This is a genomic window from Halosimplex rubrum, from assembly GCF_013415885.1.
Taxonomy (GTDB): Archaea; Halobacteriota; Halobacteria; order Halobacteriales; family Haloarculaceae; genus Halosimplex; species Halosimplex rubrum.
Genome location: NZ_CP058910.1, coordinates 2,674,155 through 2,698,916 on the forward strand (window position 1 = coordinate 2,674,155; position 24,762 = coordinate 2,698,916).

Annotated in this window: 21 protein-coding genes; 10 read left to right on the forward strand and 11 right to left on the reverse strand. The window is 70.5% G+C overall.

Annotated elements, in window-relative coordinates:
* The first annotated feature begins 80 nt into the window (after window positions 1-80).
* Both HZS55_RS13340 and HZS55_RS13345 read left to right on the forward strand, forming a co-directional pair.
* On the forward strand, window positions 81-494 hold the full coding sequence (locus tag HZS55_RS13340) for an Lrp/AsnC family transcriptional regulator (RefSeq protein WP_179908153.1): 414 nt from the start codon (window positions 81-83) through the stop codon (window positions 492-494).
* A gap of 100 nt (window positions 495-594) precedes the next feature.
* Complete coding sequence (locus tag HZS55_RS13345; protein WP_179908154.1) at window positions 595-1,197, forward strand: NUDIX hydrolase; 603 nt, start codon at window positions 595-597, stop codon at window positions 1,195-1,197.
* A gap of 109 nt (window positions 1,198-1,306) precedes the next feature.
* On the opposite strand, the gene HZS55_RS13350 is transcribed toward HZS55_RS13345, so the two are convergent.
* The 3 genes from HZS55_RS13350 to HZS55_RS13360 form a co-directional block, all read right to left on the reverse strand.
* Window positions 1,307-3,070, reverse strand: a complete 1,764-nt coding sequence (locus HZS55_RS13350; RefSeq protein ID WP_179908155.1) for a histidine kinase N-terminal 7TM domain-containing protein — start codon at window positions 3,068-3,070, stop codon at window positions 1,307-1,309.
* Window positions 3,071-3,199: 129 nt separating this feature from the next.
* A complete protein-coding gene (locus HZS55_RS13355; RefSeq protein ID WP_246308255.1) occupies window positions 3,200-3,529 on the reverse strand; it encodes a hypothetical protein in 330 nt (109 codons plus the stop codon).
* The gene (locus tag HZS55_RS13360) at window positions 3,522-4,568 is read right to left on the reverse strand and encodes a zinc-binding dehydrogenase (protein ID WP_179908156.1); all 1,047 of its coding nucleotides are present in this window, start codon (window positions 4,566-4,568) and stop codon (window positions 3,522-3,524) included. The genes HZS55_RS13355 and HZS55_RS13360 overlap by 8 nt, the downstream gene beginning before the upstream one ends.
* A gap of 170 nt (window positions 4,569-4,738) precedes the next feature.
* Between HZS55_RS13360 and HZS55_RS13365 the strand changes: the two genes are divergently transcribed.
* The 5 genes from HZS55_RS13365 to HZS55_RS13385 all read left to right on the forward strand — a co-directional run bounded on the left by HZS55_RS13365 (window position 4,739) and on the right by HZS55_RS13385 (window position 11,695).
* On the forward strand, window positions 4,739-5,920 hold the full coding sequence (locus HZS55_RS13365; RefSeq protein WP_179908157.1) for an ABC transporter substrate-binding protein: 1,182 nt from the start codon (window positions 4,739-4,741) through the stop codon (window positions 5,918-5,920).
* Between the two features lie 49 nt (window positions 5,921-5,969).
* Window positions 5,970-7,259, forward strand: coding sequence for a molybdopterin-binding protein (locus tag HZS55_RS23015; RefSeq protein ID WP_218927220.1), 1,290 nt, complete (start codon window positions 5,970-5,972; stop codon window positions 7,257-7,259).
* 309 nt (window positions 7,260-7,568) lie between these two features.
* Complete coding sequence (locus HZS55_RS13375) at window positions 7,569-8,528, forward strand: WD40/YVTN/BNR-like repeat-containing protein (protein ID WP_179908158.1); 960 nt, start codon at window positions 7,569-7,571, stop codon at window positions 8,526-8,528.
* 209 nt (window positions 8,529-8,737) lie between these two features.
* Window positions 8,738-10,918 (forward strand): beta-glucosidase, encoded by a 2,181-nt coding sequence (locus HZS55_RS13380; protein WP_179908159.1) that lies wholly within the window; start codon window positions 8,738-8,740, stop codon window positions 10,916-10,918.
* Window positions 10,919-10,987: 69 nt separating this feature from the next.
* A complete protein-coding gene (locus tag HZS55_RS13385) occupies window positions 10,988-11,695 on the forward strand; it encodes an MBL fold metallo-hydrolase (protein WP_179908160.1) in 708 nt (235 codons plus the stop codon).
* Window positions 11,696-11,698: 3 nt separating this feature from the next.
* Here the strand turns inward: HZS55_RS13385 and HZS55_RS13390 are convergent, their stop codons facing one another.
* The 3 genes from HZS55_RS13390 to HZS55_RS13400 all read right to left on the reverse strand — a co-directional run bounded on the left by HZS55_RS13390 (window position 11,699) and on the right by HZS55_RS13400 (window position 13,674).
* Entirely contained in the window at window positions 11,699-12,379 is a 681-nt protein-coding gene (locus HZS55_RS13390) for a hypothetical protein (RefSeq protein ID WP_179908161.1), read from the reverse strand.
* 81 nt (window positions 12,380-12,460) lie between these two features.
* Window positions 12,461-13,243, reverse strand: a complete 783-nt coding sequence (locus HZS55_RS13395) for a hypothetical protein (protein ID WP_179908162.1) — start codon at window positions 13,241-13,243, stop codon at window positions 12,461-12,463.
* Between the two features lie 92 nt (window positions 13,244-13,335).
* Window positions 13,336-13,674: a DUF7126 family protein gene (locus HZS55_RS13400; protein ID WP_179908163.1), complete on the reverse strand. Its 339-nt coding sequence runs from the start codon at window positions 13,672-13,674 to the stop codon at window positions 13,336-13,338.
* Window positions 13,675-13,804: 130 nt separating this feature from the next.
* On the opposite strand from HZS55_RS13400, the gene HZS55_RS13405 reads away from it, so the two are divergent.
* Window positions 13,805-14,113, forward strand: coding sequence for a hypothetical protein (locus tag HZS55_RS13405; protein ID WP_179908164.1), 309 nt, complete (start codon window positions 13,805-13,807; stop codon window positions 14,111-14,113).
* A 25-nt stretch (window positions 14,114-14,138) separates the two neighbouring features.
* Here HZS55_RS13405 and guaA read toward each other — a convergent pair whose 3' ends face one another.
* From guaA to HZS55_RS13425, 4 genes are all read right to left on the reverse strand, one after another.
* Window positions 14,139-15,056 carry a glutamine-hydrolyzing GMP synthase gene (guaA, locus tag HZS55_RS13410; RefSeq protein WP_179908165.1) on the reverse strand — a complete coding sequence of 306 codons (918 nt, stop codon included), beginning with the start codon at window positions 15,054-15,056 and terminating at the stop codon, window positions 14,139-14,141.
* Window positions 15,056-16,726: a CTP synthase gene (locus HZS55_RS13415; protein WP_179908166.1), complete on the reverse strand. Its 1,671-nt coding sequence runs from the start codon at window positions 16,724-16,726 to the stop codon at window positions 15,056-15,058. Before HZS55_RS13415 ends, guaA begins: the two co-directional genes overlap by 1 nt.
* 125 nt (window positions 16,727-16,851) lie before the next feature.
* A complete protein-coding gene (locus tag HZS55_RS13420; RefSeq protein ID WP_179908167.1) occupies window positions 16,852-17,475 on the reverse strand; it encodes an alpha/beta hydrolase in 624 nt (207 codons plus the stop codon).
* Between the two features lie 76 nt (window positions 17,476-17,551).
* Window positions 17,552-19,501 (reverse strand): hybrid sensor histidine kinase/response regulator, encoded by a 1,950-nt coding sequence (locus HZS55_RS13425; RefSeq protein ID WP_179908168.1) that lies wholly within the window; start codon window positions 19,499-19,501, stop codon window positions 17,552-17,554.
* Window positions 19,502-19,731: 230 nt separating this feature from the next.
* Between HZS55_RS13425 and HZS55_RS13430 the strand changes: the two genes are divergently transcribed.
* Entirely contained in the window at window positions 19,732-20,637 is a 906-nt protein-coding gene (locus tag HZS55_RS13430) for a PspA/IM30 family protein (protein ID WP_179908169.1), read from the forward strand.
* A 36-nt stretch (window positions 20,638-20,673) separates the two neighbouring features.
* Here HZS55_RS13430 and HZS55_RS13435 read toward each other — a convergent pair whose 3' ends face one another.
* Window positions 20,674-22,710: an SLC13 family permease gene (locus tag HZS55_RS13435; protein ID WP_179908170.1), complete on the reverse strand. Its 2,037-nt coding sequence runs from the start codon at window positions 22,708-22,710 to the stop codon at window positions 20,674-20,676.
* A gap of 131 nt (window positions 22,711-22,841) precedes the next feature.
* Between HZS55_RS13435 and HZS55_RS13440 the strand changes: the two genes are divergently transcribed.
* A complete protein-coding gene (locus HZS55_RS13440; RefSeq protein WP_179908171.1) occupies window positions 22,842-24,710 on the forward strand; it encodes a threonine--tRNA ligase in 1,869 nt (622 codons plus the stop codon).
* Window positions 24,711-24,762 lie beyond the last annotated feature (52 nt).

Genomic DNA, 24,762 nt, shown 5'->3' on the forward strand with positions numbered 1-24,762 from the left:
GTGCATAAGCCTTGCTTTCGAAGCCAGGTTACGAAATTCGTAACGGTCAAGTGGGGTGGTGCGGAAGGTGGAGATATTCGATGGACGACCTCGACCGGGAGATCCTGAACATCCTCCGCAGGGACGCGCGAACGCCGTACACGGAGATCGCCGACGACGTGGGGACCTCCGAGGGGACGGTCCGCAACCGCGTGGAGTCGCTGGTCGACGACGGCGTCATCGAGCGCTTCACCGTGGCGACGCGGACGGGGAACGTCAAGGCGATGATCGAGGTCGGGGTCGACGTGAGCGTCGACACCCACGACATCAGCGACCGCGTCGCCGACTGGACCGAGGTCGACTTCGTCTGGCAGGTCTCCGGCGAGGAGGACATCGTCTTCGTCGTCGACGCCCAAGACACCGAGCGCGTCAACGAGATCATCACGCAGACACGCGAACTGGACGAGGTCGTGAGTACGAAGACGAGACTGATCCTCGACGAGCGCGTCGGGTGAGCGCACCGTCACGCGTCGGGCGATCGGCTGGTCTCCGGCCCGCGGTCGCAACCGACGGCGAGTCGAAGACTGTTTGAACCCGCTCTACCACGTGACTCCCATGAGTACGGACGACGAGGGGGCTCCCGGAGACGGCAGTGGGCCGTCGGCCGACGGAGCCGACGACTACCACGAGAACGCCGAGCAGTCGGTGATCGCCGTCGACGAGAACGACGAGGAACAGGGGCTGATCAACCGCCTCGACGCCCACACCGGCGACGGCACCCGACACCGCGCGTTCACCTCGCTGCTGTTCGACGAGGACGACCGCATCCTGCTCGCCCAGCGCAGCCCGAAGAAACGGCTCTGGGACACCTACTGGGACGGCACCGTCGCCTCCCATCCGATCAAGGGCCAGACGCAGGTCGAGGCGACCCGCCAGCGACTCGAAGAGGAACTCGGCGTCACGCCCGACCAGTACGACAACCTCCGGGTGACCGACCGCTTCGAGTACAAGCGCTACTACATGGACGAGGGCGTCGAACACGAGGTCTGCGCGGTGCTGAAGGCGACGCTGCTGGACACGTCGCTCGACCCCGACCCCGAGGAGGTCGGCGGCTACATGTGGGTGCCCTACGAGCACCTGTACGAGCACCCGCGGTGGTACCGACAACTGCGTCTCTGCCCCTGGTTCGAGATCGCGATGCGCCGGGACTTCGAGTAACGCGGTCCGGCTCGCCCGTTTTCCTGTAGTCAGTCTCCGTCGCCGAGCCGGACGCTCCGTGTTCGGGATTCGGCCGCTCCCGGCGGAGTGCCATCCCCGTCGGCGGGCGTCAATCGTCGGCTTCGAGTTCCGTCCGGTCGCGGTCGTCGGCCGCGGCGGACTCGCCGCCCGAGTCGTCGAGACCGTCGCCGTCGACGGCGTCGGCCCGCTGGAGCCTGAGGACGACGGTGCAGCCGTCGCCGCCGTCGGTGAACTCGGCGGAGCCGCCGCACTCGCGGACGACCCAGTTGACGAGCCAGAGGCCGACGCCGCTGCCGTGTTCGAGCGCCGTCTCGCGGCCCGCCTCGATCACGGTCCGCTCCTGGTCTTCGATCCCCGGACCGTCGTCGGCGACGCGGATCTCGACGAAACCGTCCGGACACTCGGCCGCTCGCACTTCGACGGTCGGGGTTTCGCCGGCGTGCTCGGCGGCGTTCTCCAGCAGTTCCTCGAAGGCCCGCTCCAGACAGGGGCCGCCGACCACGGTCAACCCGTCGGGGAGGTCGACGGTGACGGTCACGCCGTCGTATTCGGTCTCGACGCTGTCGGCGAGGCTGTCGACGCGCTCGGCGGCGGCGAACTCGCGGTCGCACTCCTCGTCGACCATCCGGGAGACGTGGCCGATCTTCTCGCTGCGGGCGACGACGCCGTCGACGGTCTCCTCGATGCGGTCGAGCCGACGGCGCACGTCGTCGGACCCCTCCACGTCCTGCCGGAGCAACTCGGCGTTGCCGGCGACGACGTTCAACTCGTTGCGGAGGTTGTGCCGGAGGACGCGGTTGAGCACGTCGAGACGCTGTTCGTGCTGGCGGCGGTCGGTCACGTCGCGGAAGCTGACGACGCGGCCGGCGACCCCGCCGTAACTGCGGTAGAGCCGCGAGACGCGCACGTCGTAGTAGCGCCGCCCGTCGGCCCCGCCGAGTTCGAGGTCGGCCTGGCCGGCCGACCCCGACTCGATCGCCGACGCGAGACGCGGCGCGGCGGTCCCGATCGGGGTCCCGACGACCGCCTGCGGGTCGACGTCGAGGAGCCGGGCGGCGGCGGGGTTCACGTCGACGACGCGGTCCTCGTCGTCGAGGATGACGATGCGGTCGTCCATCTCGCCGATGACCGCCTCGCGACCGAGCTGTCGGGTCGCCGGCGTGATCGACAGCAGGCGACCGCGGAACAGGGCGGCGGTCATGACGAGGCCGCCGAAGACGAACCCGAAGCCGCCTAGGTCGTACTGCCGGGGCACGAGGCCGAACAGCGAGCTGGCCCACAGCGACGCGGCGACGAACATCGCGGCCAGCAGCGCCGTCCCCTGGCTACGGAAGAAGTCCGTCGTCCGGAAGTTCAGCCGGACGAGTTCGAGCCCGCCGGCCGCGATCAGCAGGTAGGAGTAGCCGACGTGGGCCCACATCCCGAGGCCGAACTCTTCGGTCAGGTACGCGCCCGCGCCGGTCGTCTCGATCCACCGGTCGGCCCAGACGAGGTGGTGGGCGTCGTTGGTCCAGACGAGCGCGGCGAAGGCGAGGGGTTCGACGAGCAACAGCGCCAGCCGTCGGCGGCCGAGCGACCGGTCGCTCTCCGTGTACGCCAGGACCGTCGCCAGCCAGGCGGCCGGGAGGACCACCGAGACCGTCGCGGCGACGCTCGACCACTGGAGCTTCCCGGCCAGCCCCGGCGACGCCAGCGCCATCCCCTGGGCGAGCGCGAACAGGCTCGCCCCGGCGACGAACGCCGACAGCGGCTTTGCGCCCGGCGTGTCGCGGAACACCCACACGAACGCGGCGACGCCGCTCCCGAGGATCGCCGCGAGCAGGACGAAGGGCGTGAACGGCGGCGTCACCATCGATACGAGAGTCGTTTCGCCGTCCCGGAAATAAGTGTATATGGCCCGATATCAGAATTGGATCGGAGCGGTCGCGGGACGACTTCGGTCGGTGTGCCGTCGCGGGGTCGCCGGATCAGGGTCGCCGGATCAGGGCCGCCGGTTCGCGAGCGCCGTCCAGACGCCGAGGGCGCCGAGGAAGACGGCGGGGACGAACGGCAGGACGAGGTAGGCGTCGCGATACCCCAGCGGGAGCGCTTCGAGGAGCCCCTGCGCCTGGGGGATCCCGATGATCGTCCAGGGGATCACGACGAGCGCGACCACCAGCGCGGCGACGAGCCCCCACCCGCGGACGCCGAACTCGCGCGATTCGGGGTCCGGCACGTCGTAGCCCCCCGGATCGACCGGGGGGACATCGTCGTCCGTGTCGGTTCCGCCCTCGCGGTCGGGGTCGCCGTCGGCGGCGGGCGTCTCAGTCATCGATCTCGCTGTCGGGGACGACCACCACTTTCCCGAACCCCTCCCGGTCCTCCAGCAGTTCGTGGGCGCGGGCGGTCTCGCTCATCGGCAGGCGGTCGCGCACGCGCACCTCGAAGGTGCCGTCCCACACCTTCGCGAGGACGTCGTCGACCTCGCCCGGGGTGGCCATCGTCGAGCCGATAACCGACAGCTGGTTCCAGAACACCCGGTTGACGTTCGTCTGGGGGCGGCCACCGGCCGTCGCGCCGCAGGTGACCAGCCGGCCGCCCTTGGCGAGGCTCTTCAGCGAGTCGTCCCACGTCTCGCCGGCGACGTGGTCGACCACCACGTCGACGCCGCGTCCGTCGGTCAGCTCGCGGACCCGCGCGGCGAAGTCCTCGTCGGTGTAGTCGATGGCGTGGTCGGCGCCGATCTCCCGCGCGAAGTCGATCTTCTCGTCGGTGCTGGCCGTCGCGAACACCTCGGCGCCGGCGAAGTCGGCGATCTGGACGGCCGCGTGACCGACGCCGCCCGAGGCGCCGAGCACGAGCACGGATTCGCCGGGCTCGATATCGGCGCGGGTGACGAGCATCCGCCAGGCGGTCTGGAAGACCAGCGGCGCCGCGGCGGCGGTCGCCCAGTCGACGCCCTCGGGGACGGCGACGAGGTTGTCCTCGGGGACCGCGGCGAGTTCGCCGTGGACGCCGCTGACGTGTTCGCCGATGATGTGGAAGTCGACGCACATCGACGCCTCGCCGTCGCGGCAGAACTCGCACTCGCCGCAGCTGACGCCCGCCGTGACCGCGACGCGGTCGCCGGGTTCGAAGCGGGTCACGTCTTCGCCGACCGACTCGACGACGCCAGCGGCGTCGCAGCCGGGGACGTGGGGCATCTCCAGGTCGACGCCGGGCAGGCCCTTCCGGGTCCACACGTCGAGGTGGTTCAGCGCGCCCGCCTTCACGTCGACGAGCACGTCCGCGCGACCAGCCTCGGGGTCGGGCCGCTCGGCGTACTCGACGACGTCGCGGTCGCCGTGGTCCGCGTACTGGACTGCGTACATACTCTTATCCACTCGCGGGGTGTGCAAAACGGTGACGAACCGGCCGAGCCGAGCGAGCCCGCCGGACCGACCGAGCCGAGCGAGCGGGTCACTCCCGTCCGTCCGAACCGATTCTCAGTTCGGATAACTCGGGGACAAGGTCATTATGGGGGTCGGACGGACGGTATCGTATGTCAACGGCCGTGGGCGGACAGCGCGAGATAGAGATCCACCACCACTTCGTGTGGGGGAGCGAGCAGGAGGCGATGGACGCGGTGCTCTCGGAGTACGCCGACCGAAACCCGAACGTGTCGTTCGCCGAGGAGCAGACGGCGATCAACGCGCTCCGCCTGATGATCAAGAGCCGGATCCTCCGCGAGGACCCGCCGGACGTGTGGGACGAGTGGCCGGGTGCGAACCTCAGGCCCACGGTCGAGGTCGGCGCGACGGCGGATATCTCCGAGCTGTGGGAGCGGACGGGCATGGAACGGGCGTACTTCGACGGGATGGTCGACGTGGCCCGCTTCGACGGGGAGTTCCACGCCGTCCCGCTGGACATGCACCGGATCAGCAACCTCTACTACAACGTCGAGCTGTTCGAGGCGGCCGGCGTGGACCCGGCCCGCCTCTCGGGTCCCGACGAACTCGCGGAGGCGCTCCCGGCGCTGGCCGAGCACGCCGAACAGCCGATCGCCGTCTTCGGGCGGAACCCGTTCGGCCTCCTCCAGCTGTGGGAGACGCTCTTTCTCGCCCACGAGGGGCCGGACGGCTACGAGGAGGCGACCGGCGGCCGGCCGTCGCCCCATCGAGCGGGTATCCGCGCGGGGTTCGACACGCTCGAGACGTACCTTGCCGCCGGGCCGGACAACCCGGAGTTCATGGACTCCAGCGACCTCGAGTTCGCCTTCTCGGACGGCGAAGCGGCCTGTATGAACAACGGGTCGTGGTCGACGGGACACATGGCCGGGAGCGACATGGAGTTCGGCCGCGACTGGGACTGCGTCCCGTTCCCCGGCACCGACGGCACGCACATCGTCAACACGAACGCGGTCGTCCCGGCGGCTCACACTGAGGGCGACGACGCCGTCTCGGCGTTCGTCGAGTACCTCGGGTCCGCAGAGACCATCGAGCGGTTCAACGCCATCTGCGGGTCCGTCCCGCCGCGCAGCGACGTGTCGGTCGCCGAGTTGCACCCGATGAGCCGCGGGCTCCACGAGGCGTTCGACGGCCGTGCGACCCAGCTCCCGTCGATGTGTCACGGCCTGGCCGTCCGACCCGAACAGGTGGTCCAGCTCAAAGACGCCGTCGCCACCTTCCTCCAGGACCGCGACGCCGACGCCGCCACCGACGCCGTCGTCGCGACGCTCTCCTGACCGCGGTCGGCATGCTGGCCTTTTTGGTTCGCTGTCGGGTAGCGATCCCATGGTCGATTTCCAGTCCCGCGACACCAGCCGCGGGTACGGCGACGACGAGGACGAGGAGGCCGACGCCGAGGGGGGCGGGGCGGAAGCCGCCGAGGACGAGCCGGCGGACGAGCCGGTCGAGGGGGAACCGGAAGCGGGAGCGGAGCCGACCGAGCCGGAGCCCGCAGACGAACCGGCCGTCGAAACCGAGGGGGTCGACGCGGGCGAGTCCGAGAGCGGGGACGCCACCGGATCCGACCCGGGAGCGTCCGATGGCGAGAGCGATGCCGACGCGGCCGAATCGGGCGGGGACCCGCTCGCCGGTTCGTCCGGGGGCGCGAGCGGGGACCCGCTGGCCCCGGACACTGCCGCCGCCGGGGCGGCGTCCCCGGAGGCCGATACCGAGACGGATCCGTCGACCGACGACACCGAACCCGAAACGACCGACGACGGCCGCGGCGCCGACTCGCCGGCGGACGACCCGCTGTCGTCGTCGAGCGGATCGGTGCAGCCCTCCGAGGTAGCGGACGGTCCCGACGACCACCCGTTCGCCGACGACGAGACCGACGCGGAGGCCGCCGTCGAGACCGACGCGGAGACCGCCGTCGAGACCGATCCCGGCGCGGCGGCCGAGCACGCTCCGAGTGAGACCGACCGTCGGGAGGTCGAGAACAGCGGGGGCGCTCGCACGGACGACCGTGCCGACTCCGGCGGTCACTCCCACGACACCGACGACCCCTCGCACGACTCTGGCAGTCACTCCCACGACACCGACGACCGCTCGCACGACTCGGCCGGTCACTCCCACGACCACGCCCACGGTGCCGAGGTGGGGCTACTCGGTGTCGCGGTCGTCACGGTCTCGTCGACGCGCACACGCGAGAACGATCCGAGCGGCGACGTGATCGAGGCGCTGATCGAGGCCGCCGACCACGAGGTCGTCACTCGCGAGATCCTCAGGGACGACCTCGACGGCGTCCAGACCGCGCTGTTGAACCTCACGGGTCGCGACGACGTCGACGTGGTCGTCACGACCGGCGGGACGGGCGTCACGCCGGACGACGTGACCGTCGAGGGCGCCCGCCCGCTGTTCGACCGCGAACTCCCGGGCTTCGGCGAACTGTTCCGCATCCTCTCCTACGAGGAGATCGGCACCCGCGCGATGGTCTCCCGCGCCACCGCGGGGATGGTCGACGGCGTCCCCGTGTTCTGCCTCCCCGGCAGCGAGGCCGCCGCCCGGCTGGGCACCGAGGAGCTCGTCGTCGAGGAGATGGCCCATCTCGTCTCGCTGGCGCGGCGCGACGACTGACTACCGAGTCGCCACCGCCACCACCCTCCGTCGCGCCCGTACCACAGTATTTCGGTACCCGACCGCCGCCGTGAGACGAACGTATTCGGGCCGCTCCGGGCCGCTCTCGCGGGAGCGTCTCTTTCACTTCAATCTTTCGTCGTTTCACGTCGGTTAAGTCGAGTTGGCGGCGGGCTCCGCTCGGACCGAAATCGGTCTGTTCGGCCGAACGAATACCGAGATATTCGGAGTTTCGGGCCGTTAAACGGCGTAAATCGGCGGTAAAGGCGACCCCCGATTAAGTGCAACCGGTCGCATGTCCCGGATGCAATGTCCGAACGCACCGACACTCGACGCAACGTGCTGAAAGCAGCGGGCGCGGCGCTCGGCGCGGCGGCCGTCCCGTCCGTCGCGTCCGCGTCGTCCGCCGACTCGGAGTGGACCGCGGTGAAGTCCCCCGTCGGTGGCACCCTCTACGACGTCGAGGAGACGAGCGAGGGCGCGTACGCGGTGGGTGACGCGGGAGTCGTCCTCGAACGGACCGCGAAGGGCTGGCGGAAGATCCTCGACGGCGGCCCGACCGGCAACGGCAACAACCTCTACGGCGCGGACGTGACCGACGACGGCGAGCGCCTCTGGTTCGTCGGCTCCTCGGGCGCTATCGGCGAGTACGACGTGACGACCGGCAATCTCGTCGACCACTCGGCGCCGATGGACGTGACCAACAACTTCAACGACGTGTCGGTCACGGGCGAGGCCGGCGAGGCCAACGTCTACGTCGCCGGCGACTCCGGGAAGATGTACTACAGCTTCGAGAACGGCGCGACCCAGACCTGGGACTACGTCACGCCGGGGTCGGGCTCGGCCATCAACGCCGTCGACTTCTACGACGACCGCGAGGGCCACATCGTCGACGGCAACAAGTCCGTCTTCTACACGGGCGACGGTTCGACCTGGGACAAGATCGGGCTGGCCGACGCCAACGTCAACTTCTACGGCGTCGACTCGGACGGGGCCGACGACGTGTGGGTCTCCGGCGGCGGCGGGATGGTCTTCCACTGGACCGGCTCGCGGTGGGTCCCGCGAGACACCGGCGACGCCGGCCTGCGCGACATCGAGGTCGAGGACGGCGTCGGCTACGCCGTCGGCGGCGGCGGCGCGGTCTACGACCGCGAGGACGAGGAGTGGAAGCCCGACGCCACCCCGACCGGCCAGAACCTGAAGGCCGTCTGCCGCGAGAGCGAGGTCGAGATCGCCGTCGGCGCCGGCGGCACCATCCTCGAACACTGACCGCCCCCGCCGGCGTCCACCCGGCGTTCGACCCTCCACCGCTCCCATCCGTTGCTCCGTCGAACCCACCCGACCTCCGCTGTCGGGCTGGCCCCCGCTCTCGCGACCGCCCGTCCTGCTGTCGGGCACCCTCCTCGCCTCGGACGGTGACGGGACTTCGAAGGCTGTGGAAACGGTTAAGTCTGTCCTGACTGAACGTCCAATCAACGATGACCGATACGGTCGACCGGCTCCTCTCGGAGCTCACACTGGCGGAGAAGGTACGACTCACGCACGGCGCGACGGACACCGAAGGGACGGCGACGGGGTTCGTCCCCGGCGTCGAGCGGCTGGACGTCCCGCCGGTCAGGTTCTCGGACGGGCCGCTGGGCGTCCGGACGGACGAACCGGCGACGGCGTTCCCCGCCTCAACGGCGCTGTCGGCGTCGTTCGACCCCGAACTCGCTCGCGAGTTCGGCCGGGCGCTGGGTCGCGAGGCGCTGGCGCGGGACCAGGACGTGCTGCTCGGTCCGGGGCTGAACCTGATCCGGGTGCCCCACTGCGGGCGTAACTTCGAGTACTACGCCGAGGACCCGGTCGTGACGGGGCGGTTCGCGGCGGGCGTCGTCGACGGTATCGAGTCGACCGGCGTTATCGCGACGCCGAAACACTTCGTCGCGAACAACCAGGAGACCGCCCGCGCGTCCGTCAGCGCCGAGGTCGACGAGCGCGTCCTCCGCGAGCTGTACCTGCCGGGCTTCCGCGACGCCGTCGACGCCGGTGCCGGCGCCGTGATGTCCTCGTACAACCGCGTGAACGGCACGTACACGAGCGAACACGGGGAGTTGCTGACGGACACCCTCAAAGACGAGTGGGGCTTCGACGGCGTGGTCATGTCCGACTGGTTCGGCACCGAGAGCGTCGTCGGCACCGCCAACGGCGGGCTGGACCTGCAGATGCCCGGTATCTCGGCCGAGGAGCTGTTCGAGTCGATGGGCGCACCCGGCGATGACGGCGACGGGCACGGAGACGACCGGGAAGCGCAAGCGGCCGACGACGACGCCGGCCCCGACGACCCGACCGACGGGTTCGACTACGCCGACGGGATGCCGGACCCGACGACGGGCGGCCTCTACAGCGAGGAGTTGGCCGGCGCCGTCGAAGCCGGCGACGTGCCCGAGTCGCGGCTCGACGACATGGTCCGCCGGCTGCTCACCCAGTTGGACCGCCACGGCCTGCTCGGCGGGAGCGGTGACGCGGACGAACCCGAGGGCGCGGTCGACACGCCGGAACACCGCGACCTCGCCGAGCGGGTCGCGGTCCGCGGGACCGTCCTGCTGGACAACGACGGCGTCCTGCCGCTGGCCGACGGCGCCGACGTGGCCGTGGTCGGGCCGAACGTCGACGAGGCGATCCTCGGCGGTGGCGGCTCCTCGGAGACGACGCCGTTCACCGAGACGAGCCCCGTCGAGGGGATCGAGGCCCGCGCCGAGGGGTCGGGCTCGGTCGCCCAGGGGGTCCCGCGGATCGAGGACATCTCACTGTTCGACGCGTTCGAGCCCGACGACGGGGGCGAGGAGGGCGACGAGGATGCGTCCGACGCGTCACTCGACGCGGCGGTCGCGGCCGCCGAGGACGCGGACGTGGCGCTGGTCTTCGTCCGCGACCAGGCGACGGAGGCCGCCGACCGCGAGACGCTCGCGCTCCCCGGCGACCAGGACGACCTGATCGAGGCGGTCGCGGCCGCGAACGACCGGACGGTCGTGGTCGCGAACACGAGCGGCCCCTTCGAGACGCCCTGGCGCGAGGACGTTGCGGCCGTCGTCGCCGGCTGGTACCCCGGCCAGTCCCACGGCTCCGCCGCCGCGGCCGTCCTCTACGGCGACAGCGACCCCGGCGGGAGGCTCCCCGTCACGTTCGCCCCCGAGGCGGCGTACCCCACCGCCGACGAGCGACGCTTCCCCGGCGTCGACGGCGAGGCACACTACGACGAGGGGCTGCTCGTCGGCTACCGGCACTTCGACGTGACCGACGCCGAGCCGACCTACCCGTTCGGTCACGGCCGCTCGTACGCGACCTTCGAGTACCGCGACGCCGAGGCGGTCGACGACTCGACGGTCGAACTGACCGTCGAGAACACCGCCGACCGCTCCGGCCGGGCGGTCGTCCAGGCGTACGTCGACTCGCCGGCGGCGCCCGACGACCTCGACCGACCGCCGCGGGAGCTCGGCGGGTTCGCCTCGCTGGCGCTGGACGCCGGCGAGTCCCGTCGCGTCACCGTCGACCTCGACGAGCGCGCGTTCGGCCGCTACGACGCCGAGTCGGGCTGGACCGTGGATTCGGGCGACCACGTCGTCTCGATCGGCCCGTCCTCGCGGGACCGCCCGCTCGACGTGACGATCGGACGGTAGGGCCCGATTCGACGGTCGGTCTTCGGTCGCGACCGCCGGTTTATGCCCTCGACGACCGTACGCGGACGTATGGTCACGAGACTCTCCGACGAGGTGTGGTGGATCGAACTCGGCGGCGTCAACGCGTACCTCGTCGACGACGGGGGGACGCTGACGCTCGTCGACGCGGGGATGCCCTGGCACGGCGGTCGCGTGCTCGACGCCGTCGTCGACGCGGAGTTCGCGCTCGACGACCTCGACCGGGTGCTGGTCACCCACTACGACCTGGACCACGTCGGCGGCCTCGCGCGCCTCGACGGTCTCGACCTCACGATATACGCCGGTCGGGGGGACGCCCCGCTGGTGACGGGTCGCGAGGCGCCGCCGTTCTCGGTCCCCAAGGGCGCGTTCCAGCGACTGGTCGGCCCGCTGGTCACGCCACCGGAGACCGAGGTCGTCCCGCTGGTCGACGGCGACGAAGTCGGCTCGTTCACCGCCTACGAGACGCCCGGCCACACCCCGGGTCACGTCGCCTACGTCAGCGAGGAGCTGGGGTTGGCGGCGCTGGGCGATCTGGTTCGCGAGTCCGACGGCGATCTGGACACGACGCCGTGGGTCATCACCGACGACACGGCGGCGGCCCGCGAGAGCGTGGCTCGGCTGGCGGCCGACGCGCCGGGGTTCGAAATCGCGGCGCCGGGCCACGGCGTGCCCTTCGAGCGCGGCGGGCGCGACCGGCTGGCCGCCCTCGCGGCGCGGTTCGGTCAGGTCCGCGAGCCCGCGCGGCCCCCGCAGTGACGGTCACCACCCGCCGTCGCTCATGTCGGTGGCCTCGTCGCTCCCGACGTTGGGCTCCGTGCCGCGCTCGTTCGACGCGTGGCCGGGCGAGTGACGGGCCGAGCCGCCGGTGAAGTCGGCGTCCCCGCCTCCCCCGCCGCCGGGGAACGTCCCGTTCTCGAAGTCGGTCGCGGTGACGCCGGACGGGCGGGCGTCCTCGGCGCGGGTCACCTCCGGCCCTTCGATCTCTTCCCCGGCGTGCAGCCGCTCGACCAGATCGGGGTCCGTCACGACCGCCGAGCGGGGCAGCGGTTCGTCGTCGGGCCAGCGCCGCCAGGCGACCCGTCGCTGCTGGAGCGCCGCGCGGGCCTCCGCCTCGTCGACCACTTCGACCCGGTCCCGGGGCGCCGGCACCCGCCCGCCGAGCGCGCGCTCGACCCCGTCGGTGTCCGCGAGGTGATAGAGCCTGACCGTCGGCTCGCCGGAGCGGATCAGGTCGTAACTTCCGGCACCGAGCAGCCGGTCGAGCCGTCCGTCGCGGCGGACGACGAGATCGATCGCCGCGATGTCGACGGTCTTCGGCCTCCCGACGAGGCCGCGCAGTCCGCCCGGGTCGTACTCCAGCCGGTCGCGATGGACGCGCAGCTCTGATCCGAGCGCGGGAACGGCGCCGGCGAACCGTTCGCTCGGGATCGGACCGGTCATCGCTCCAACTATTCGGGGGCCGCATATAAGCTTCGTGGCGCTGGGCCGACGGACGCCGCTCCGGTTCCGGTGTCACGGACGCTACTCGGCGACGCCGTCGCCCGCGGTCCCTCCGGTGAAGTTCTCGACCTCGCTACCACTTCCGTCGCGAGTGATCCCGTCGAGGGTGGCCGGTCGGTCCGGGCCGGGCGAGGAGCGACGCGGTCGTTCGTCGTCGTCTCCGCCTGTCGGCGTCACGTCCCCTTGTCCGTCGAGTTTTTCGACGAGCGCCTCGTCGCTCACGACCGCCGACCGGGGGAGCGACTCGTCGCTCGGCCAGCCCCGCCAGAAGACGCGGCTCCGCTGGAGCGCCTCGCGAACCGTCGCCTCGTCGACGGCGTCGATCCGCTCGCGGGGAGTCGGCACGCGGGCGTCGAGCGCGCGCTCGAACTCGTCGGGGTCGCGCAGGTTGCCGAGGAAACGGCTCGACTCCCCCGACCGGGCCAGTTCGTAGCTCGCCGTCCCGATCCGTCGGTCGCCCGCCGTCTCACGGCGGATCGCGAGGTCGAGGTCGTCGTACTCGACGGCGGTCGAACCGGGTCGGAGTCCGCCCTCGACGGTGAGGGAGTCGCGGTCGAACCGGACGGTCCGCCGGGCCGCGCCGACCGCGATCAGGCCGAGGACGCAGACGAGCGCAGCGAGGGCACCGCCGCCGACGAGCGCGGCCGTCGACGGTCCCGAGACGCCGTTGACCGCCAGCAGCGACCGGGCGACGGCCCCGAGCAGGGCGCCGCCGGCCAGCGCTCCAAGCCCCTCGCGCCAGGCCGAGAGGACCGCCGCGGCCGCCGACGCACTAGCCGTCGGGTCGGTCGACAGTTCGGTCATACTGTGTGAATTTCGTCCCTGGGAACAATAGTGTTGCCCCGGGTCCGACGCGGTCGCGGCGGTCGGGGTGGTCGAGGTAGCCGGCCCGGGCGTCAGTCGTCCGCGTCGGCCTCCGCGGTCAGTTCCTCGGCGACGGTGTCGGCGTCGAACAGCGCGGGGTCCATCCCGAGGACCTGCTGGCCGCTGACGAACTCCGGCAGGGAGTCGTCGGTGTACGTGACGACCCGCACGTCGGGGTTGAGGTCGCGCGCGACGACGATGGAGGTCGCCTGGCCCACGTCGGTCAGGACGAACAGGTCGGCGTCGTGGACGCCCGCCTCTTCGAGTGCCGGCCGGTTGGCGACGCCGTCGACGACCGTCACCGTCGCCCCCCGGTCGCGCAACTCGTCGGCCAGCCCCTCGGTGTCGCTGCCTGCGAACACTGCGTTCATACGGACACGGACGACGCCCGGGGGCTTGTGTCTCACGTTTCCGGCGGGCGGCTCACCGCTCCGCGTTCCCGGGCGCTCGACCGGGACGGCTCCGGAACTGATACGTCGATATCGCGTCTCCGCTCGGACGATGATCGAGTGGCTCGGCGGTCCGACGCACGTCGTCGATATCGCGATCCCCGCGTCGGGGCTGGTCCTGCTCCTCGTCCTCTCGAAGACGGCGGAGACGAACCGCAGCCGGCGGTACTTCGTCCCGGCCTTCGGCTGTTGGCTCGGCTCCGAACTCCTCCTCGGGCTCTACGCGGGGACCCTCCTCGCCGTTCCCCGCCCGGTCGGGATCGGCGGCGCGCTCGCGCTGCTGGTCGGGTTCCTCGGGCTGTTCGTCCAGGGGCTCCGATCCGTGTGGAACGCGCGGGGCTCGGCGTCCGCGTCGCCGTAGACCGGCGAGACGTCGCCGGCTGTGCTTACTCGTACTCGATGGTCGCCGGCGGCTTGTGGGTCACGTCGTACAGCACTCGGGAGACGTTGTCGTTCTCGCCAGTGATTCTGGACTGAATGCGCTGGAGGGTGTCCCAGTCCACGTCTTGGGCGCGGGCGGTCATGCCGTCGCGGCTCTCGACCGAGCGGACGGCGACGACCCAGCCGTGGACGCGGTTGTCGCCCTTGACGCCGGTGGCCTTCCCCAGCACCGCGGCCAGCGCCTGCCACGGGTCGTGGTCTTCGAGTTCCTCCTCGACGACGTGGTTGGCCTCGCGGGCGACTTCGAGTTTCTCCTCGGTGACCTCGCCGATGATACGGACGGCGAGACCGGGCCCGGGGAACGGCATCCGCTCGGCGGTGATCTCCTCGAGGTCGAGCGCGCGGGCGACCTCGCGCACCTCGTCCTTGTAGAGGTCCCGCATCGGCTCGACGATGCCGTCGAAGTCGATGCGCTCGGGGAGCCCACCGACGTTGTGGTGGGACTTGATCGTCCCCTCGCTCTCGATGCGGTCGGGGTAGATGGTCCCCTGGACGAGGTAGTCGGCGTCGACCTCGCGGGCGACCTCCTCGAACTCCCGGATGAACTGCTCGCCGATGATGTGGCGTTTCTCCTCGGGGTCGGTCTCGCCTTCGAGCGCCTCGACGAAGCGGTCCTGGGCCTCGACGATACGCAGCGAGTCCATGTAGTCGAAGGTCTCGCGGATCTGGTCGGTCTCGCCCTTGCGCATGAGACCGGTGTCGACGTAGACGGCGGTGAGCTGGTCGCCGATGGCCTCGTAGGCCAGCGCCGCGGCCGTCGAGGAGTCGACGCCGCCCGAGAGCCCGATGACGGCGTTCGCGTCGCCGACCTCGGTCGCGATCTCGTCGAGCTTCTCGTCGATGAAGGAGTCGACGTCGACCATCAGGCCTCCACCTCCTCGGTGTCCGCCACGGCTTCATCGTCCGTCGACCCCTGCAGCTCCAGCGCCGCGTCGAGCAGGCCGACGAACGGCGGGCTGGCGCGGCCGGGTCGAGAGCGGAACTCGGGGTGGAACTGCGTCCCGACGAAGTAGGGGTGGTCGGGCAGTTCGAGGATCTCCATCCGGCGGCCGGACTGTCCCGAGAAGCGCAGACCCGCGGCTTCCAGGTCGTCGATGTACTCCGGGTTGACCTCGTAGCGGTGGCGGTGGCGCTCCGTGCAGCTGTCGTCGTCGTAGATCTCGTGGGCGAGGGTGCCGTCCTCGATCTCGGTGACGTGGGCGCCCAGCCGCATCGTCCCGCCCATGTCGTCGACGCCCTCCTGCTCGGGCAGGATGTCGATGACCGGGTAGGGGGTGTCCTCGTCGAGTTCCGCGGAGTGGGCGCCCTCCAGGCCGAGGACGTTGCGGGCGTACTCGACGACCGCGAGCTGGAAGCCCAGACAGAGACCGAGGTAGGGGAGGCCGTTCTCGCGGGCGTAGCGGATGGCTTCCATCTTGCCCTCGGTGCCTCGCGAACCGAAGCCGCCGGGGACGACGACGGCGTCCATGCCGTCGAGTTGCCCGTCCGTGCCGTCGGCGAGTTCCTCGGCGTGGATCCACTCGGTCTCGACGTTGACGTTGTGGGCGAGGCCGGCGTGTTTCAGCGACTCGTAGATAGAGAGGTAGGCGTCTTCGAGCCCGTACTTGCCGACCAGCGCGACGTCGACGGTGCCCGTCTGCTCCTGGGTGACCAGCTTGCGCCAGCCGTTGTGCCGTTCGTCCTCGGGCAGGGCGTCGTCGGCCAGGTCGAGTCGCTCCATGACGTACTCGTCGAGGCCCTCGTCTTCGACCATCAGCGGCACCTGATAGATGTCGGGCACGTCGGGGTTCGAGAAGACCGCTTCCGTGGGTACGTCGCAAAAGAGGGCGATCTTCTCCTTGGTCTCGGGGTCGAGCCGGTCGTCGGCGCGACCGACCAGGATGTCGGGCTGGAGGCCGATCGAGCGCAGTTCCTTGACGCTGTGCTGGGTCGGCTTGGTCTTCTGCTCGCCGTTTTTCGAGTAGGGGACCAGCGTGACGTGGACGAACTGGATGTCGTCCTCGTCTTCCTCGTGGGCGAACTGCCGGAGCGCTTCGAGGTAGGGCATCCCCTCGATGTCACCGACGGTGCCGCCGACTTCGATGATACAGACGTCGCTGCCCTCGGCGACCTCGCGGATGCGCCGCTTGATGTCGTCGGTGACGTGCGGGATGACCTGGACGGTCTTGCCCAGGTAGTCGCCCGAGCGCTCCTTCTCGATGACGGACTGGTAGACCTTGCCCGTGGTCACGTTGTGCTTCGAGGTCATGTCGATGTCGAGGAAGCGCTCGTAGTTCCCGAGATCGAGGTCGACCTCGCCGCCGTCCTTGAGGACGTACACCTCCCCGTGCTGGAAGGGGTTCATCGTCCCGGCGTCGACGTTGAGATACGGGTCGACCTTGACCGCGGTCACGTCGAAGCCGGCGTTCGAGAGGAGCCGGCCGGTGCTGGCGGCCGTGATACCCTTGCCCAGCCCGGACATGACGCCCCCGGTGACGAAAACGAACTTGTTCCCCAGAGTTTCGTCGTACTCTCGCTCCGGTTCCGTCGGCATACCGACCGTGCGCGGTGTGCCCTGAAAACCGTTTCGGGAGCCACTGCAAATCCGTGTGTTTGTCAACGTGTGACGGCCGTGGACCGCCGATCCGGTCGGTCCAGCGACCGGTGCGCGGTCCCGGCTCAGACGCGACCCGCGAGAAAGTCCGCGACGACCTGCGCGACCGTCTCGGTCTGCCCGACGAAGTGGTGGTCGGCCGCCAGTTCCGTCACCGAGAACCCTCGTTCGCGCGCCCGCTCGACGATCGGCCGAGCGTCGACCGTGCCGTCGCGACTCCCGTAGACGACTTGGCCGGGGCAGTCGATCCGTTCGACGGCCGCGACGGCGTCGACCGCGTCCGCCCCGTCGCCGACCCGGGGAGCGGGCGCGAGGGCGGAGACGGCCGCGGGCGATGCCCCATCGTCGTCCGTCCCGTCGGCCGCCGCGGCGAACGCGAGACAGCCGCCGAAGCTGTAGCCGAACAGGCCGACCGCGTCGTAGCGCTCGTCCGCCCAGTCGAGCGCCCCGCCGATGTCGCGCAGTTCTCCGGGTCCGCCGCCCCACTCGCCGTAGTCGAATCGGAGCGCGGCGATCCCGCGGTCGGTCAGCGCGTCGGCGACCGCGGTCAGCCGGCGGTCCGAGCGCGACCCGCCCAGCTGCGGGTGGGGCGGACAGGCGACGACGCAGGCGGTCGGGTCGGTGCCGTCCGGTTCGTCCAGCGACCCGCGCACGTCGCGACCGCCCGGGACCACCACTGGCTCGCTCACGTTCGAAACTGGTCGGTCGCCCCCTCGAAGCTTTCGGCGACCGGTCGGTCGGCCGGCGCTCTCGGTCGACAGTCGCTCACTCGACGGTCTCGACACCGGTGACCTCGAACCGCGCGCCGCCGGCGTCACTCTCGGTCACGTCGACGGTCCAGCCGTGAGCCTCGGCGATCCGTTCGACGATGGCCAGACCGAAGCCGGTGTTGTCCGCCCGCGTCGAGAATCCCGAGTCGAACACGTCGCCGCGCAGGTCCTCGGGGATCCCCAGCCCGTCGTCCTCGACGTAGAACCCGCCGTCGCAGTCGCCGACGCGGACGACCAGGCCGCCCTCGTCCGGCGCGCCCACTGCCGTGCGGTCGGTGGCGCCGTGCTCCACCGAGTTGCCGAACAGGTTCTCCAGCAGTCGAGCGAGGCGCTCGGGGTCGGCCCGGACCGTCAGGTCGGTCTCGACGGCGAGCCGTTCGGCGTCGGTCTCGACGGTCCCCCAGGCGCGGCTGGCCGCCCGCGCGAGGTCGACCGGTTCCGGCTCGGAGATCGCTTCCCCGTGCCGGGACAGCGCGAGGAGGTTCTCGATCATCGCGTCCATCCGGTCGACGGCGTTCCGGCAGCGCTCGAACTGTTCGGGGTCGCCGGTCGCCTCGGCCGCGTCGACCGCGCCGTTCAGCACCGTCAGCGGGTTCCGGAGGTCGTGGCTGACGACGCTCGTGAACTCCTCGAGGCGCTCGTTCTTCCGCTCGAGTTCGTCCCGCCGGCGTCGTAGTTCCGCCCGGCGCTCGGTGCGGTCGAGCGCGGCTTCGAGCGTCGTCGCCAGGATTTCGACGAGCACCTCGTCGGTCCCCGAGAAGGCGTGGGTCCGCTCGGCGGAGACGACGAACACGCCGTGGTCGCCCATCGGATGGAAGATCACGCTCCGCGAGGGGGTCGGTTCGTCGACCCCCTCGTCGGCGGGGACGTCGTCGATCCGAACCGGATCGCCCCTCTCGAAGACATCCCAGACCAGCGCTGCTCGCGACCCCTCGGGGGCGTCACGCGGGTAGACCGGAACCTCGTCGAACGCCTCGCGGACCGCGTCGACGACCGCGGTCGGTTCGAGCCGCTCGCCGGCGTCGTCGAGCAGGAAGACGCCGCTCAGGCGGGCTTCGAGGACGGCGTCGGCGGCCTCGGTCGCCACCTGCGCGGTCTCCTCGCGGGTCTCGGTGTGCATCAGCGCGCTGGTCCGGCGTTGCAGCCGTTCGAGCTTCCGCTCGCGGTCCGCTCGCTCGGTCACGTCGCGAGTCACGCCCAGCACCGCGCGCTCCTCGCTCTCCCCGATGTCGTAGGGGAACACCTGCGGCTCGAAGACGTGGTGCTCCCCCTCGGCATCGGTCACTTCGACCCCCGAGAGTCGCTTCGGTTCCCCTGTCGCGATGACCGACCGGAAGTCCTGCAGGAACTGCGCGGCCGCCCGGTCGTCCAGGACCTCCTCGACGGTCGACCCCTCGATCGCATCGACGGTGGTGCCGTGGAACGCCGCCAGCACCTGGTTGACCAGCCGGTAGGTGCCCGTCTCGTCGACGACGTAGACCAGGTGGGGCAGCGAGTCGACGATCTTCCGGAGGCGGCGCTCGCTGTGTTCGACCCGTCGGCGCGAGCGGGCGTGTTCGACCGCGTTCGCGATCCGGTTCGCCAGGACGGTGTACTGGTCGGTCCCGGTCTCCTTCTGGAGGTAGTCGGTCACGCCGGCGGAGATCGCCTCGCTCGCCACCGCCTCCGAGCCCTTCCCGGTGAAGAGGATGAAGGGGAGCTCCGGGAACCGCTCTCGCACCCGTTCGAGGAACTCGATCCCGTCCGCTCCCGGCATCTCGTAGTCGGAGACGACACAGTCGAACGGGTAGCCGTCGAGGCGGTCCAGCCCCTCGGTGACGTCGGTGGCCGTCTCGACGCTAAACCGCTCGTCGGCCCGTTCCAGGAACGTGGCAGTCAGGTCGGACACGTCCGGGTCGTCGTCGACGTGGAGGACCCGAATCTCGTCCCGCGACACCGCGCTCATGGTACTTTCCAACCGTCTCCGGGCAATAACAGTTGGGACGCGAGTATCGCGCCTGAGAGTCGTCCTCCCGAACGGGACGGAATTTACACCGCTGTGACAACACGTCCGGTCGGCGGTCCCGCTCGCCGACTCCGGGGGAACAACCGGGGATTCGGCCCGGACGCCCAGGCCCGAAACGAGCCGCTGTGTGGCTGAAAAACAATTAAAGGCTCGGGCACAAAGCGGGGGGTATGGGAATCATCTCGCGCGCCTCGTACGTCGTCCGGTCGAAGATCAACGCGGTCCTCAACCGGGCCGAAGACCCCTCCGAGACGCTCGACTACTCCTACGAGCAACTGCGCGACCAGCTGCAGGACGTCAAGCAGGGCATCGCCGACCTGACCACCCAGAAGAAGCGACTCGAGATCCAGAAGCGCCGGCTGGAGGAGAACGTCGAGAAGCACAACGAACAGGCCCGCGAGGCCGTCCAGCAGGACCGCGACGACCTGGCGCGCAAGGCCCTGGAGAAGAAAAAGCAGAAGATGAGCCAGATCGAGGGGCTGGAGACCCAGATCGCCGAGCTACAGAACCAGCAGGACCGGCTCGTCGAGCAGAAGAACACCCTCCAGAGCCGCATCGAGGAGTTCCGCACGAAAAAGGAGACGATGAAGGCCCGCTACGAGGCGGCCGAGGCCAGCACCAAGGTCTCGGAGGCGATGACAGGCGCCGGCGACGAGTTCGATGACGTGGGTCGGGCCATCGAGCGCGCCGAGGAGCGCACGGAGGACATGGAGGCCCGCTCGCAGGCGATGGACGAACTGCAGGAGAGCGGCGCGTTCGACGACGTGCTCTCGGACAAGGACGACATCGACCGCGAGCTCGAACAGCTCAGCACCGACAGCTCCGTCGACGCCGAACTCGACACGCTGAAAGGGGAGATGGGCAAGGGGACGACTGAGACCAGCGAGGAGACCGCGAGCGCGAGCGCGTCGGGCGGCGGCTCCGACGGCGAGAGCGATTCGACCGAGACCGCGAGCGAGGACGCCGAGGTCGACATGGATGTCGACACCGACGTGGACGCCAACGGCGAGGAGGCTTCCGTCGACGACTCGGAGGTCGAGGCCGAGCTGGAAGAGCTCAAGGAAGACGAGAAGTAGCGCGGTCGGTCCGCGCGGCGGTCCCCGCAGGTGTTTTCAGGGCGGCCACATCGTCGCGATCGCGAGCGTCGTCACCACGGTCAGTAGCAACTGGAGGGGCGCGCCCACGCGGGCGTAATCGGTGAACTTGTAGCCGCCGGGGCCGTACACCATCAGGTTCGTCTGGTAGCCGATGGGGGTGACGAACGCGTTCGCGGCGGCGAACGTGGCCGCGATCAGGAAGGGGAACCCGTCGAACCCGAGCTGTTGCGCGGTACTCACCGCGATCGGGATCATCAGGACGACCGTGGCGACGGGCGTGATGATCGCGGCGACGACGGCGGTGAGGAGGTAGACGATCCCCAGCAGGACGACCGGGGGGAGCGCCTCGCCGGCGCCGACGAGCGCTCCCGCGATCGCGGCGGCGCCCCCCGTCGCCTGCATCGCGACGCCGAGCGGCAACAGGCCCGCGAGGAGGAAGACGACGCTCCAGTTGACGGCGTCGTAGGTCTGGTTGGCGGTGATCGTTCCGGTGGCCACGAGCGCGAAGACGCCGCCGAGCGCGCCGATCGTGATCGGGACGAGATCGGTGGCGGCCAGCGTGATGACGGTCGCGAGCACGCCGATAGCGACGGGTGCGCGGGGACCGAGCCCCGGGCCCGTCGCGTCGGCGGCCGGCGGTCCGGTTTCGCCGCCCGGGGCGACCGTCGCTTCGTCGTCCGGAGCGTCCGATCCCTCGGTCCCGTCGCCGTCCGCCGAGACTGCGCGTTCGGTGACGACGAGGTAGTCCGCCTCCTCGAAGTAGTCGACCGCGGTCGCGGTCGTCTGGACCAGGAGGGCGTCGCCGGACTGGAGTTCGACCGCCTCGAGGTCCTCGCGCCTGAGGTCGTCGCCGCGCCGGAGCGCCAGGACGGTCGTGTCGAACCGCTCGCGCAACTGCAGGTCGCCGACCGTCCGGCCGGCGATACGGGACTCGGGGTGGACGACGGCCTCGACGAGCGTCGCGCCGTGGGGCGCGGCGGCGAGGCGCTGTTCGGTGACGTCCTCGCGGGACCGCTGGGCGAGCCCGTAGCGGTCCGCGAAGTCGTTGACGGCCTGGAGACTCCCGCGCACGGTGAGGAGGTCGCCGGCTGCGACCGCCTGGTCGCTCGCGCTGGCGACGTAGGCCTCGCCGTCGCGCTCGACCTGGAGCACGTCCACGTCGTCCGCGCGGTCGTCCCTCGCGTCGGCGTCGACCGCGGCCGCGGTCGCATCGGCCGGTTCCCGTCCCGATGCGGACGCCGCGTCGCCGGTCGCGTCGGCTTCGGCGATCGCTCCGTCGTCGCCGATACCGTCCAGCGCCCCGTCATCGAGCGCCTCGGCGACGGTGCGGTCGATCAGTCGCGAGTCCTCGCGGACGACCAGCACGCTGAGGTGGCGGTCGAGGCCGAACTCGTCGGTGAAGTCCGCGCCGGCGGGAACGCGCTCGGGGACGAGCCAGCGGCCGACGGTCATCAGGTACGCGAGGCCGACCGCGAGGACCACGACGCCGACCGGGGTGATCTCGAACATCGAGATGGGGCGGCCCAGGAGGTCCCGGGAGAGGTCGCTCGCGAGGAGCGTCGTCGACGTGCCGATGAGCGTCAGCGTCCCGCCGAGCATCGCCGCGAACGACAGCGGCATCAGCAGCTTCGACGGCGAGATGCCCGCTCGCTCGGAGAGGCCGGTGATCATCGGGATGAACACCGCGACCACGGGCGTGTTGTTGACGATGCCCGCCGAGAGACCGGTCACGCCGACGGTCGCGCCGAGCAGGCGCGTCTCGTCGCCGCCGGTCACCTCCTCGAGGACGGCGCCGAGGTAGTCGACGACGCCGGTGTGCTCGACGCCGGCGCTGAGAATGTACATCGCCAGAATCGTCACCGTCGCGCGGCTGGCGAAGCCCTGGATGGCCTCGCCCGCCGTGACGCCGGTGTACGGTTCGAGGACGGCCAGCGCGACGAGGACGCCGATAGCGGTGATGTCGGGCGGTAACCACTCGGAGACGAACAGCCCGAGCGCGACGGCGATCAGCGCGAAGACGACCAGCGCACCCGTCGACAGCCCGAGGACCATGTCACCCGACTCTCGCGGTCGCTCATAAAACGGGGTGACCGTCGCGGGATCGAGCGGGCACCGGGCGACCGCCGGGGGACTCGAAGTGATCCCGCCAGCACACTTTTGCCCGCAGGTCGCCACCGTTCGGTATGCGACTCCTGTTCGTCCACTCGGACCACCTGGAGTTCGAGGCCCGCGAGGAGGCCGGTCCCGACGACCTCGCGGAGACGGAGGGCGTCCCGATGGAGGGACGCATGGAGGAGTGCGTGACGGCGTTCGTCAGCGTCGAGTCCGACGACGAGGCCGACCTCGACGGCGTCGTCGCGAACGCGACCGACGAACTCCGGGACGTGACGGGACAACTCAACACGAACCGGGTGGTGCTGTACCCCTACGCCCACCTCAGCGACGACCTGGCGAGCCCCGACGCCGCCAAGGCCGTCATGCGGGATCTGGAGTCCGAACTCGAAGGCGAGGGCTACGAGGTCCTGCGGGCGCCGTTCGGCTGGTACAAGGCCTTCGAGGTGGCCTGCAAGGGCCACCCGCTCTCCGAACTCTCCCGACACGTCTCGGCCCACCGAGACGAGGCCGGCGGTGCCGCCGGAGCGGGGGACGGCGAGGGAGAGCCCGACCGCGAACCCAGCGAGTGGCGGATGCTGTGGCCCGACGGCACCGCGGAGGACGCGGTCGCGGCCAAGTCGGCGGTGAGCGAGGACATGCGGGCGTTCGTCGAGAGCGAGGTCGAGGGCGTGACCGCTTCGCCCGGCGAGGAGCCGCCCCACGTCGAACTCATGCGCGAGAAGTCGCTGGCGGGCTACGACGAGCTGTCGGACGTGGGGAACCTGCGGTGGTACCCCCGGGGGAAGCTGGTCCGGGACTCGCTCGTCGAGTACGTGAACGACCTCGTCGTCGACTACGGCGGGATGCCCGTCGAGACGCCGGTCATGTACGACCTGGGCGCCCGCGCCATCGACGAACACGCCGGGAAGTTCGGGGAACGCCAGTACCGCTTCGAGTCGGGCGACCGCCGGATGATGCTCCGGTTCGCGGCCTGCTTCGGCCAGTTCTCGATCATGCGGGACATGCACATCGCAGAGAGTGACCTGCCGCTGCGGATCTACGAGCTGTCGACCTACTCCTTCCGGCGCGAACAGAAGGGCGAGGTCACGGGGCTCAAGCGGCTGCGGTCGTTCACGATGCCGGACATGCACACCGCGACGGCGGATATGGACGGCGCTCGCCGGGAACTACTGCGGCAGGCGAAGCTCTCGCTGCGCACGAGCGACGACCTCGGGCTGGAGTACCAGCCCGCGCTGCGAGTGACCCGCGAGTTCTACGAAGCCAACGAGGCGTGGGTCGCCGAGGTCGTCGCCCAACTCGACAAGCCCACCCTCCTGGAGATCATCCCCGAGCGACACCACTACTGGTCGGCGAAGATCGACTTCGCGGCCATCGACGGGCTCGGCCGTCCCATCGAGAACCCGACCGTCCAGATCGACGTGGAGAGCGCCGAGCGGTTCGACATCACCTACACCGACGCCGAGGGGAGCCACCATCCGCCGATCCTCCACTACTCGCCGTCGGGCGGGATCGAGCGGGTCGTCGCCGCGCTGCTGGAGGAGACGGCGACGATGGACACGCCGCGGTTGCCGACGTGGCTCTCGCCGACGCAGGTCCGGTTCGTCCCGGTCGGCGAGGAACACGTCGACTACTGCGACGAACTGGTCGACGAGTTGGCGGCGGCGGACCTGCGGGCGGACGTGGACGACCGCTCGGAGACGGTCGGCAAGCGCATCGCTCGCGCCGAGACCGACTGGGTGCCCTACTACGCCGTCGTCGGCGACCGCGAGGTCGACAGCGGGCGGTTAGACGTGAACGTCCGCGCCGACGATACCGAGGTCGAGCTGACGCCCGAGGCGCTGCGCGAGCGCGTCCGCGAGGAGACCGCGGGACTCCCCCGAAAGCGGCGCTACCTTCCGCAACACGTCGGCGACCACCCGAACTTCACGGGGCGGTGAGGCGTCGCCGACCGAGACCGCGGGAGCGCTCGGGCGTTTCCATCCGCGAGAA